The organism is Marinobacter lacisalsi (genome assembly GCF_042651045.1).
Taxonomy (GTDB): domain Bacteria; phylum Pseudomonadota; class Gammaproteobacteria; order Pseudomonadales; family Oleiphilaceae; genus Marinobacter; species Marinobacter lacisalsi.
Genome location: NZ_JBHSDI010000056.1, coordinates 49000 through 60573, shown reverse-complemented (window position 1 = coordinate 60573; position 11574 = coordinate 49000). Strand labels below are relative to the sequence as shown.

15 protein-coding genes are annotated in these 11574 nt (G+C 58.3%); 9 read left to right on the top strand and 6 right to left on the bottom strand.

All coding sequences use genetic code 11. The features are described 5' to 3' along the window. Nucleotides 1-192 precede the first annotated feature (192 nt). The 9 genes from ACFOZ5_RS15540 (at nt 193) to ACFOZ5_RS15500 (ending at nt 6245) form a co-directional block, all read left to right on the top strand. Nucleotides 193-1170 carry an HNH endonuclease gene (locus ACFOZ5_RS15540; RefSeq protein ID WP_379888933.1) on the top strand — a complete coding sequence of 326 codons (978 nt, stop codon included), beginning with the start codon at nt 193-195 and terminating at the stop codon, nt 1168-1170. A 97-nt stretch (nt 1171-1267) separates the two neighbouring features. Next, a complete protein-coding gene (locus ACFOZ5_RS15535; protein ID WP_379888931.1) occupies nt 1268-1840 on the top strand; it encodes a GNAT family N-acetyltransferase in 573 nt (190 codons plus the stop codon). Nucleotides 1841-1892: 52 nt separating this feature from the next. Continuing rightward, entirely contained in the window at nt 1893-2171 is a 279-nt protein-coding gene (locus tag ACFOZ5_RS15530; RefSeq protein ID WP_379888929.1) for a type II toxin-antitoxin system RelE/ParE family toxin, read from the top strand. Between the two features lie 10 nt (nt 2172-2181). Further along, complete coding sequence (locus ACFOZ5_RS15525) at nt 2182-2469, top strand: HigA family addiction module antitoxin (RefSeq protein WP_036148342.1); 288 nt, start codon at nt 2182-2184, stop codon at nt 2467-2469. An 89-nt stretch (nt 2470-2558) separates the two neighbouring features. Then, entirely contained in the window at nt 2559-2963 is a 405-nt protein-coding gene (locus ACFOZ5_RS15520; RefSeq protein WP_379888927.1) for a hypothetical protein, read from the top strand. A 135-nt stretch (nt 2964-3098) separates the two neighbouring features. Beyond that, complete coding sequence (locus ACFOZ5_RS15515; RefSeq protein ID WP_379888925.1) at nt 3099-3380, top strand: type II toxin-antitoxin system RelE/ParE family toxin; 282 nt, start codon at nt 3099-3101, stop codon at nt 3378-3380. 14 nt (nt 3381-3394) lie between these two features. Next, nucleotides 3395-3709 (top strand): HigA family addiction module antitoxin, encoded by a 315-nt coding sequence (locus ACFOZ5_RS15510; protein ID WP_379888923.1) that lies wholly within the window; start codon nt 3395-3397, stop codon nt 3707-3709. Nucleotides 3710-3794: 85 nt separating this feature from the next. Next, the gene (locus tag ACFOZ5_RS15505; protein WP_379888921.1) at nt 3795-4232 is read left to right on the top strand and encodes an SRPBCC family protein; all 438 of its coding nucleotides are present in this window, start codon (nt 3795-3797) and stop codon (nt 4230-4232) included. A 279-nt stretch (nt 4233-4511) separates the two neighbouring features. After that, nucleotides 4512-6245, top strand: a complete 1734-nt coding sequence (locus ACFOZ5_RS15500) for a proline--tRNA ligase (RefSeq protein WP_379888919.1) — start codon at nt 4512-4514, stop codon at nt 6243-6245. A 26-nt stretch (nt 6246-6271) separates the two neighbouring features. Here ACFOZ5_RS15500 and murB read toward each other — a convergent pair whose 3' ends face one another. The 6 genes from murB to msbA are packed head-to-tail and all read right to left on the bottom strand — an operon-like array spanning nt 6272 to nt 11555. After that, the gene (murB, locus tag ACFOZ5_RS15495; RefSeq protein WP_379888942.1) at nt 6272-7315 is read right to left on the bottom strand and encodes a UDP-N-acetylmuramate dehydrogenase; all 1044 of its coding nucleotides are present in this window, start codon (nt 7313-7315) and stop codon (nt 6272-6274) included. Then, on the bottom strand, nt 7315-7797 hold the full coding sequence (locus ACFOZ5_RS15490; RefSeq protein WP_379888917.1) for a low molecular weight protein-tyrosine-phosphatase: 483 nt from the start codon (nt 7795-7797) through the stop codon (nt 7315-7317). The genes murB and ACFOZ5_RS15490 overlap by 1 nt, the downstream gene beginning before the upstream one ends. Before the next feature lie 23 nt (nt 7798-7820). Continuing rightward, nucleotides 7821-8582 carry a 3-deoxy-manno-octulosonate cytidylyltransferase gene (gene kdsB / locus ACFOZ5_RS15485; RefSeq protein WP_379888915.1) on the bottom strand — a complete coding sequence of 254 codons (762 nt, stop codon included), beginning with the start codon at nt 8580-8582 and terminating at the stop codon, nt 7821-7823. A gap of 3 nt (nt 8583-8585) precedes the next feature. Then, nucleotides 8586-8780 (bottom strand): Trm112 family protein, encoded by a 195-nt coding sequence (locus ACFOZ5_RS15480; protein ID WP_379888913.1) that lies wholly within the window; start codon nt 8778-8780, stop codon nt 8586-8588. 1 nt (nt 8781) lies between these two features. Next, nucleotides 8782-9810 carry a tetraacyldisaccharide 4'-kinase gene (lpxK, locus tag ACFOZ5_RS15475; protein ID WP_379888911.1) on the bottom strand — a complete coding sequence of 343 codons (1029 nt, stop codon included), beginning with the start codon at nt 9808-9810 and terminating at the stop codon, nt 8782-8784. After that, nucleotides 9810-11555, bottom strand: coding sequence for a lipid A export permease/ATP-binding protein MsbA (gene msbA, locus ACFOZ5_RS15470; RefSeq protein WP_379888909.1), 1746 nt, complete (start codon nt 11553-11555; stop codon nt 9810-9812). The genes lpxK and msbA overlap by 1 nt, the downstream gene beginning before the upstream one ends. Nucleotides 11556-11574: the final 19 nt, after the last annotated feature.

The following is an 11574-nucleotide window of genomic DNA, read 5'->3' as shown; positions in this document are numbered from 1 at the left end:
AGAAGAGAAACCCCGCGTCGCTACGCTCCGATGGGTGGCAGCCTTGCTCCGGTCCGAGTGGCAGGCTTCACGTGGAATGGGTGGCAACCTTCAGCGGTTTACGCAGGCGGGTCAAAAAAATTAGCAGTCAGGCGGTGGGAATGGCCCGAAACCGGGTTTTTCTACAGCCTCGTTAACACTAAGGAGTAACGATTGAGCGATACAAACAAGCATGGACTCTCTCGATATATTCCTGCTGAGATCGAGAGGGCTGTTCGGGTTCGCTCAAAATTCGGTTGTGTTTTTTGTCGGTCAGCGATCTATCAGTATGAGCACATCACGCCCGAGTTCAGTGATGCTACAGAGCATAACAGCGATAACATATGCCTTCTGTGTGGACGTTGCCACGATAAGGTAAACAAAGGTCAAATATCCAAAGATTGTGTCCGACGACAGTACGAGACCGTTCAGAAGGCCGCAGAAGTACGGCCACCTTTTGATGATTTTGTCTTGGACACTCGTCGTCTAACCGTTGTCCTCGGTTCCAGTATCTTCCACGGTGCGAAAACGTTAATCGAAATTGATGGCGAAGCTGTGCTTGCCATTGAGCCGCCAGAAGATGGTGCATCTTTCCCAACGATTTCCGGAGAATTCTCGGATGAAAAAGGAAAAGAACTTTTTCGTATAGATAAAAATATATGGTCAGGGAAACCGGATGCTTGGGATATGAAGGTCGAGGGAAAAGAGATAACTATTAGGTCCGCGCCAAGGAAGGTTGCCCTAAAATTGATAGTTGAACCACCCAATAAAATAGTTGTTGAGCACCTCGATATGCGATCGGGGAACGCCTTTTTAAGGTTGAGAAAAGGATCTCTGGAAGTCGGTAGGATAGAGTCTGATGCAGAATACTCAATTGGCTTTGAGCGATTCGAGTGCGATGGTGCAGAGACTGGTGTAAAGGTGGATTCTTTAGCGGTAAAAGAACCAACTTTGAAAGCTTTAAATATGGTTGGGGGTAAGGGTGTCGCCCTCGAGGGAACCGGAATCTATCTTGGGGTCGGCACGTCTAGAATGACAATTCTCGGCTTATCAATTGAACATGCCACAAGACAACACACCAAGAGAATGACGTTCCCTCTGCGTGAGGATATGAAGGGGTATACCCAAGTCTTGCCGCCGCGTATCTCATAGGTCTCGCGTTAACAATCGGCTGCACAGCGACCGATTTTCCGCCGCTTCGCGGCTCCAAACCGGCGCGTGAGCCGGGCGTTAAAGCTAAAGGACGAGCATGCCTCAAGTTCACATCAGGAAGGCTGAGTTAACCGATGCAGAAGCGGTGACGAAGCTGGTAAATCGGGCTTATCGTCCAGAAGCTGGGTCTGAAGGTTGGACACATGAATCAGCCTTGGTCAGCGGAGATCGAATAGGCCAAGGGAAGGTAACCACGGCTATCCAGTCCGGCACCGTCTTGGTAGGAAGCAATGAGCGAGGCTTGGTCGGCTGCGTGCAGGTTGAGGTAACGGATCGGGTAGCCCAAATTGGAATGCTTGCGGTTGATCCTTCGCTCCAAGCGTCGGGTATCGGTAAGCTGTTGCTGGCGCACGCGGAAGAACTAGCGGTTCAGAAATTTAATGCGCAGGTTGGAGTATTGGTGGTTATTGCTGCCCGCACAGAACTCGTGGGATTTTACCTGCGCCGGGGGTACTCGAAGACCGATGAGTGGTCCCAATACCCGACTGATGCAGGGGTTGGTACTCCGGAGAAAGAGGCCATGCTCCTTACCACGCTGCGAAAATGCTTTAACAATCGGCTGCACGGCGACCGGTTTTCCGCTGCTTCGCGGCTCCAAACTGGCTCGTGAGCCGGGCGTTATGCGCATTGACACCTGATACGTTGCAGGTTACATTCAGGGCATGATTCGAAGCTTCAAACACAAGGGCTTGGCAAAATTTTTCAGGTCCGGCAGCACTGCAGGGATTCAGGCCGCTCACGCGAAGAGGCTTCGCCTCATTCTCGGTAGATTGAATGTAGCTGCGAATGCCAAAGATATGGACTTACCCGGTCTTCGCTTGCATGAGCTCTCTGGCAATCGTGCCGGAATCTGGTCAGTGACAGTCAGTGGTAACTGGCGAGTGACCTTCCGGTTCGAAGACGGAGATGCCGAGATTGTAAACTACGAGGATTATCACTGAGGTACCGCCAATGTTAATGCACAACCCTCCGCATCCGGGTGAAGTACTGCGAGAGCTTTGTCTTGAGCCCCTTGGCCTCTCTGTCACGGCGGCGGCAGAGGCATTGGGCGTTAGCCGCAAAACGCTGAGTGCCGTGTTGAATGGCAAGGCCGGTATCAGTCCCGAAATGGCGATCCGGCTCTCTATTGCTTTCGATACGTCGGCAGAAAGCTGGCTGAATCAGCAGTCCCAATATGAACTCTGGCATGCAGAACAACATCGCAAAGAGCTCAACGTGAAGAAGCTTGTTGCAGCCTGAAGCAGCACATAACCAGAGCATGTTGGCGGACTGGTTTTCCGCTGCGCTCCAAACCAGCCGCAAATGCAGGCGTTAAAGCGTAGGCCACCATGAGTATATCTTGGCGACTAGACGAAGAAGACGGGGTAGACCCGGACGAGCTGCTTGGTGCCGTTGTTCTACAGGACAGCGATGGTAACCAGATCGAAGAATCGATCGTATTCCTAGATAGTTTCTTTTTGGCTATGGCAGAGGGCTTAGTTGCTGTTGATGGTGGTGAAAGTCGAGCGCGCGTCGAGCTTTTCGATGCTCCGGTTTCGCTAACGTTTGATCGCTCGTTAGAGCAGGTAAGTATCGAATGCAGAGGGCGTTCGGTGTGCTTTCCTTATGAAAACATCGTACGGGACTTAGTAGACTCATACTCCAAAATGGCTGAATATGTGGGCTTTGCCGGCACCATACCGAATTACATTGACCTAAATGAAGCTATAGCGGCTTTGTCAGCAAAGCTTTAACAAACCAAAGCAGCCGACCGCTATAAGCACCGGCCAAAAAACGGCCGGCACTCATAGCGGCGGCTGTTTGGAGCGTTATGCAGTCATTTCCAGCTCATGTTGACAAGTGTCACGTGACACAATACACTCCTCCTCATGATCAAATCCTTCGCTGACAAACGAACCCAAGAACTCTACTCCAAGGGCAAGTCAAAGAAATTTCCTGCGGATGTTGCACTGAGAGCCGCTAGAAAACTTGAATACGTGGATCTGGCCGTACAGCTTGAGGATTTGAAAGTGCCGCCCGGCAATCGCCTTCACCCACTGTCCGGAAACAGGCAGGGGCAGCACGCAATTTCAATCAATGATCAGTGGCGTATCTGTTTTCGTTTTGAAGACGGCGATGCGTATGAAGTCGAAGTGTGTGACTACCACTGAGTGAGGTGATGACTATGGCTATTCTTAATACTGCCGGTATGCAGCGCAAACCGACTCATCCTGGCGAAATGCTGAGGGAAGACTTCCTTCCGGACTATGGCCTTACCGTTTCGGGGTTGGCTGAATCTCTGGGCGTCTCTCGTCAGTCAGTTAATGAATTACTGCGCGAGCGTCGTGCTGTAAGTCCTGAAATGGCGCTCCGGCTTGCTCGTTTGTTTGGTAATTCGCCGGAATTCTGGCTGAATGCGCAGCGATCTGTTGATCTTTGGACGGCCGCTCAGTCGATCAAGGGAGAAGTGGATCGAATCAAGCCGCTACATGCTGCATAACCAGGCCATGCACCGGATGCCAAAACCTCCGCTTCGCTCTGGTTTTGCCACCGGTGATGGCGGGCTTTAGAAAGCAGAGACAGTTATGGAGATCAACGAAAACGCAGTTCTGAAAACCTCAAAGGAAATCGAAATCCTTGCGCCGGTTGAAAAGGTGTGGAATATCCAGGCGAACATCGACGCGTGGCACGAATGGCAGCCGGATATTTCTGAAGCCAAGTTAGCTTCAAGACTTGAATCAGGCGCAACATTCGTTTGGAAGTCGGGAGGGTTCAAGCTTACCTCTACAATCGGAAAGGTTTCGAAGAACGACTTCCTCGGCTGGAATGGCAGAGGTTTTGGGGCTTCGGCAATCCATATCTGGGAGTTCAAGCAGATGGAGAACGGAAACACTTTGGTGCGTACCAAAGAATCCATGGACGGTTGGCTAGTAAGGTTGTTGAAGGGGATGATGGATAAGAAACTCAGTGAGTCGCTCGATACTTGGTTGAACTCTTTAAAACAAGTAGCGGAGTCCCAGTAAATGCTTTCTAACAAGTGACTGTGGTGTCAAACCCATTAATTAGGCCATTTTTCACGCCACGGATCCTGATTCTTCATCAAGGTATTGGCACAGACAGGTCACACCTGGCCCTGATCCCGACCCAGCCTGACAACCTTCGGACGCAAAGCATAATTCAGTCACCCTGACCCACCTGACCGGTTCATTTCTGTCTCAGGGCACGTACAATACGGGAAGTCCACCAAGGAGCCCTGCAGAACTCCTTGACCAACAACATCTTCTTTCGTTACGGAACCCATAATGCGAGCAAGCCGTTATCTGATTGCCACCCTCAAGGAAACCCCCTCCGATGCCGAGATCGTCAGCCATCAGTTGATGCTGCGTGCCGGCATGATCCGCAAGCTGGCGTCGGGTCTTTACACCTGGCTGCCTCTGGGTTTGCGGGTGCTGCGCAAGGTCGAGCGCATCGTGCGGGAAGAGATGGATCGCAGTGGAGGCCAGGAGGTCCTGATGCCCGCCATACAGCCGGCGGAGTTATGGCAGGAGTCCGGTCGCTGGCAGCAGTATGGCGGCGAGCTGCTGCGTTTGAAAGACCGGCACGATCGCGACTTCTGTTTTGGCCCTACCCACGAGGAAGTGATTACCGACCTGATCCGGAATGAGCTCAAGAGCTACAAGGAACTGCCGGCAAACTTCTACCAGATCCAGACCAAGTTCCGGGACGAGCGCCGGCCGCGCTTTGGCGTCATGCGCGCGCGGGAGTTCCTGATGAAGGACGCGTACTCCTTCCACATCAACCGCGACTCCCTGGACGAAACCTATAAGGTGATGCACCGCACCTACTGCGCCATCTTTGACCGCCTGGGCCTGGATTACCGCCCGGTGGAAGCGGACTCTGGTGCCATTGGCGGCAGCGCCTCCCATGAGTTCCATGTGCTGGCCTCGTCGGGCGAGGACGAGATCGCCTTCAGTACGGAAAGCGACTACGCCGCCAACATTGAGAAAGCCGAAGCCCTGGCGCCGGCCGGCGATCGCCCCGCCCCCGCCGAATCAATGACGGAAGTGGAAACCCCGGGCCAGACGACCATCGACGCCATCTCTGAGTTCCTCAAGGTACCGGCGACAAAAACCGTCAAGACACTGCTGGTGAAGGCGGAAGCAGAAGAGGGCGAGGAAGGCGGCCTGGTGGCACTGATCCTGCGCGGTGACCACACCCTGAACGACATCAAGGCGGAGAACCTGCCCGGTATCGCCGAGCCGCTGACCATGGCCACAGACGAGGAGATCCGCAAGGCCACCGGTTGCCCTCCGGGCTCCATTGGCCCAGTCAACCTGCCGGTGCCGGTGATTGTCGATCGTGCCGCTGCCCATCTTGCGGATTTCGTCTGTGGTGCCAACCGCGAGGGGTATCACCTGACCGGCGTGAACTGGGAGCGGGACGTTCCCCTGGGCCGCGTGGAAGACCTGCGCAACGTGGTAGAGGGTGACCCGAGCCCCGATGGCAAGGGCATGCTGGAGATTCGCCGCGGCATCGAGGTGGGACACATCTTCAAGCTGGGCAACAAGTACAGCCAGGCCATGGGCGCCACGGTGCTGGACGAGAACGGCAAGAGTGCCGTGCTGGAAATGGGTTGCTACGGCATCGGTGTGTCGCGCATTGTGGCCGCCGCTATCGAACAGAACCACGACGACCGGGGCATCATCTGGCCAGAAGCCATTGCGCCGTTTGAGGTGGCCATTGTGACCCTTAACGGCCACAAGTTACCGGCCGTGCAGGAAGCTGGTGAAAAGCTGTATGAACAATTAACTGAAGCGGGCTTCGACGTACTGCTGGACGACCGCAACGAACGCCCCGGCGTGAAGTTCGCCGACCTTGAACTGACCGGCCTGCCCCACCGCGTGGTGGTATCGGACCGCGGGCTGACCGCCGGCACCCTGGAGTACAAGGGCCGCCGTGATGCCGACAAGCAGGACGTGGCGATCAACGACATTCTGCCATTCCTGCTGAAGGCTTCTCCCCGCAGCGGTGTGTGAGTCTGTCAGCAACCGCATGATGTCCGTCAGGCTGGCGGGGCCAACCCACAGCCTGACGGCACCACTCCGGGTTCCATTTCCAGGGTTACCCCATAACGTTCCCATACATCATCACGGATACGTCGTGCCAGGGCCAGCACATCGGCCCCGGTTCCCGAGGAGTGATTCACCAGGACCAGCGCCTGATGATGATGAACACCCACGGTGCGGTTCCGGTAACCCTTCCAGCCACACTGGTCGATCAGCCAGCCCGCCGCCAGCTTGACGCCATCTTCCGTGGGATAGGCCACCATTTCCGGCCACTGATCCTGCAATGCCTGCCACTGCTCCAGGGAAACCACAGGATTCTTGAAGAAACTGCCGGTGTTGGGCAACTGCGAGGGGTCCGGCAGTTTGCGACGACGTACCGCCATCACCGCTTCCGCCACGGCCATGGGCGAAGATGGCTCTGAGCCATCAAACCACTGGGCCAGCTCACCATAACCCAGCACATAGGGTCGGCTGCGGCTCAGGGCGAGACGGAGCTCCAGGATCAGGTAGCGGTCGGCTTCGTGTTTGAAAAGGCTGTCGCGATAACCGAAGCGGCAGGCCTCAGCAGACAGCTCCACGGTCTCGGCGGCGTGGCGGTCCCAGGCTGTCAGGCCGACGAAGGTGTCGGACAGCTCCACGCCGTAGGCGCCGATGTTCTGGACCGGGGCGGCACCCGCCGTGCCTGGTATGAGCGCCAGGTTTTCCAGCCCCCGATAGCCCGCCCCGGCCGCGTAGAGCACCGCCTGATGCCAGTTCTCGCCAGCGGCCAGTACCAGCGTGGCCGAGTCACCGTCCACCGAGGCCCAGTGCCGCCCTTTCAGGGCCATGTGCAAAACCAGGCCGGGAAAGTCATCACAGAAAATCAGGTTGCTGCCGCCGCCCACCACCTGTACCGGCAGCCCTTCTCGGGAGGCCCAAGCCAGGGCATCCCGGGCATCCCTGGCATTGGTGGCGGCTACCAGGTACCGGGCCACGGCGGGAGTGGCCATGGTACTCAGGGACTTAAGTGGCGCATTCTCGATCAGGTTGCGGGGCCGCATCACGCCAGGCGCTTCCGGATGTCGGCCAGCAGGCCCTCGCTGGCTTCGGTGATCAGATCCAGCACCCGTTCGAAGCCGTCATCACCACCGTAGTAGGGGTCGGGAACCTCCTCGTCATGGCCCCGGGACAGGAACTCCAGGAACAGGCGGGGCTCGGTGCCCCCCTGCTGTTGCCATATGTCCCGCACATCCGCCAGGTTCTGACGGTCCATGGTCAGCACGTAGTCAAACTCATCCAGGTCGTCAGGCCGGAACTGGCGGGCCCTCAGGTGTCCGATATCAACGCCACGGTCAGCCGCCGACTGGCGAGCCCGCTCATCGGGCCCCTTGCCGACATGCCAGTTGCCGGTGCCACAGGAATCCACCTCGACCTGATCCGACAGCCCATGGCGCTCCAGCTGGCGGCGAAACACACCTTCGGCGGTGGGCGAGCGGCAGATGTTGCCCAGGCATACAAACAGTACGCGAACTCGTTTGCTCATCGGGTTCTCCTCAATCAGTTCCTTCACGCCAGCTGCTGGCGAATACGCTCCAGGTCTTCCCGGGTATCTACTCCGGCCGGCGGTGGCTCGGACGCCTCACTGACATGGATGCGCGCGCCATTGTACAGGGCCCTCAGCTGTTCAAGGCTCTCCGTGGTTTCGGTGGGCGCGGGCGGCCAGCTTACAAAACGGTGCAGCAGACTGACCCGGTAACCATAGATGCCGATGTGGCGCCAGGCACGGTAATCCGCCGGCAGGCTTTCAGGCACCGTGAGGGCCTGCCACTGGTCCCGCAACCAGGGCATGGGGGCGCGGCTGAAATAGTGGGCGTAGCCATCGTGGTCGCGCACCACCTTGACCACGTTGGGGTTGAACAGGTCCTTGGGGTCGACAATCCGTTCGCACAGCGTGGAAATGGCAGCATCGGGGTAGTCATCCAGCGCGCCCGCCACCTGGTCGATCAGGCCCGGCGGAATCAGCGGTTCGTCGCCCTGCACGTTCACTACCCGGGCATCATCCGCCAGCCCCAGGCTTGTCACCACTTCCTGCAGGCGGTCGGTGCCGCTGGCATGATCCGGCGAGGTCATGACCGCTTCCGCCCCAAAGCCCTCGCAGGCCTGCACGATACGCTCGTCGTCGGTGGCCACCAGCACCCGGCTGGCGCTGCTGCGGCAGGCCTGATCGTAGACATGGCGGATCATCGGCGAGCCGTTGATATCGGCCAGCGGTTTGCCCGGCAATCGCGATGAGGCGTACCTTGCCGGAATCACAACGGTAAACGACATGCCCTACCCCAGCGTCCGGTCGAGTCGCTCGTCCGTGGACAGGGTGCGGGCCTCGGTGGCCAGCATCACTGGAATGCCTTCACGGATGGGAAAAGCCATACCATCGCCGTAGCACACCAGTTCGTTGCGCTCCTTGTCGAGCTTGAGGTCGCCCTTGCACACCGGGCAGGCAAGCATGGCAATCAGTTTCTTGTCCATGTCAGGTCTCTCTTGAAGAAGAAGGTTCAAGGCCGCGAGCAGCCAGTTTGCGCCGGAGGGCCTGAGCCAGGGCCGGGCCGAATGCCGCGGGCAGGGTTGGCTCTACCTCCAGCACCCAGCACCGGGCGTGGGCGAATGGCCGGATCTTGACAGCGTCCTTGGCTGTCATCAACAGTGGCCGCTCATCGGCAACAGTAATGTCCTTTTCAGTATATCGATGATGATCGGCAAACGCCCTACCCTCTACCGTCGCCCCGAGTGCCTGCAACTGGTCGAAGAAGCGCCGGGGGTTGCCGATACCCGCCAGAGCGACACAGTCACGGCCGGATAGCCATTGCGGCGGGTGTGTGTCGCCGGTTGCCAGGTTGCGGACCCGGTGTGGTTCCAGCGTCATTTTATAGCGGCGCGGGTGTTCCGGTACGGGGCCGGTGGCATCGCCGTTAACCACCACGAAATCCACATCCTGCAGGCGTGCGGGCAACTCACGCATGGGTCCTACCGGCAGGCTGGCGCCGTTGCCAATGCCCCGGGCGCCATCAAAAACCGCCAGTTCCAGGTCCCGGGCCAGGTAGTAATGCTGCAGACCATCGTCGCAAAGCACGATATCCCCCAGGCCCTGCTCCATCACCATGCGGGCGGAATCGAGACGTTTCGGATGGACCACCACCGGGCAGCCGGTCTGGCCGGCGAGCATCACCGGCTCGTCGCCTACCGTTGCCGGGTCGCTGTCAGCGGTCACCAACATCGGCCCACCGGCAGGCTGGTCGGAGCCGTAACCCCGTGACAGGATCACCGGCCGCCAACCCTGTTTCACCAGAAACCCAGCCAGCCAGGCTGTGAGGGGGGACTTGCCGGTGCCGCCAGCGGTGATATTGCCCACCACAATCACTGGCAGGGGCAATGGCACTGCCTGGGCCTGCAAGCGACGGCGACGGTTCCGGGCAATGCGCTGGTAAAGCCAGGCCAGAGGCAGCAGTGGCCACAGTGGGCACCGCTGCCCGTACCACAGAGTCTCCGTCCAATCCGCCATTACCCTTCGCTGAACTGCAGCTGATGCAGTTGCGCATAGGGTCCGCCAGCTGCCAGCAATTGCTCATGGTTGCCGTCTTCCACAATGCGGCCGGACTCCATCACCAGAATGCGGTCCGCCTTTTCGATGGTGGACAGGCGGTGGGCAATGACCAGGGTGGTACGCCCTTTCATGACGGTTTCCAGGGCTTCCTGGATGTAACGTTCGGACTCCGTGTCCAGGGCCGAGGTGGCCTCATCCAGAATCAGTACCGGGGCGTCCTTGAGCAGGGCCCGGGCTATGGCCAGACGCTGGCGCTGGCCGCCGGAGAGCATGACACCGTTGTCGCCCACCATGGTATCGAGCCCTTCCGGCATGCGCTCGATAAATTCCATGGCGTGTGCCTTGCGGGCGGCCGCAATGATGTCGTCCCGGGACCGCTCCTTCAGGGAACCATAGGCAATGTTGGCGGCGATGGTGTCATTGAACAGCACCACGTTCTGGGTGACCAGGGCAATCTGGGCCCGCAGTGCGGCCAGGCTGAACTCGGTAACCGGGTGGTCATCCAGCCGGATCTCGCCCTGATGATACTCGTAGAAACGGGGCAAAAGGCTCACCAGCGTGGACTTGCCACTGCCGGAACGCCCGACCAGGGCCACACTCTGGCCGGCGGGAATGTCCAGATTGATCTGGTGCAGCACATTATCCAGTGTATCCTGGTAACGGAAACTGACATTGTCGAACCGGATGGCACCCCTGACCCGCTCAGGGGCGTATTGCCCGGTATCCTGTTCCGGTTCCTCGTCCATGGTACTGAACACGTCATGGGCGGCCGCAACGCCTTTCTGGATCTTGCTGTGTACGGACGTGACCTGGCGAATCGGCTTGGCCATGGTGGCCGCCGCCGTGATAAAGGCCACCAGTTCGCCGGTGCTCATACCGCCACGTATCTCCGGTGCCAGCATCACCCAGACCAGCGCGGCAAGGGCAAAGGCCACCAGCACCTGCACCACCGGTGTGGCGATAGCCTGGGTGGAGGCCATCTTAAGGCCCTGTCGCATGGTACGGTCGGCAACATCACCAAAGCGCTGTCGCTCATAGTTCTCGCCGCCAAAGGTGCGAACCACCCGGTAACCGGTAATGGACTCCGACGATACGTGGGTGATATCCCCCATGGAACTCTGGATCCGGCGGCTGATCTTGCGGAATCGCTTGCTGGCGTAGCTCACCACCAGCCCGATCAGGGGCCCCAGGGCGACAAAGATCAGGGTCAGCTTCCAGTTGGTGTAGATCATGAAGCCAAGCAGGCCAACGATGGTCAGACCTTCCCGCAGGATGATGGTCACCGCGTTGGTGGTAGCGTCGGCCACCTGCTCCACATTGAAGGTAAGCTTGGACACCAGCCGCCCCGAGGCATGATTATCGAAATAGCGGGAGGGTAACGACAGCAGCCGGTCAAACAGCTGCTTGCGCAGGGCATTCACCACATGGCGACCGACATAGGCGATAAAATACTGGCTCATGAAGGTGCCCACGCCCCGGAACGCAAAGACCCCCACGATCATCATGGTGATGAGCATGCGGTTTTCGGGCGTCGGGTTCTCGATGGCCTGGATCACGAATTCCATGGCGGCGGCCATGCCGGTGGAAGCGGCCGCATAGATAACGTTGCCCACCACCGCCAGGCTGAACGCCAGCCAGAACGGCCTGACGTACTTCAGCAGGCGGCCATAGGTCTGCCAGTTGGATGCTTCAGCTTGCTTCATTGCCCCGCCAGTTGATTGC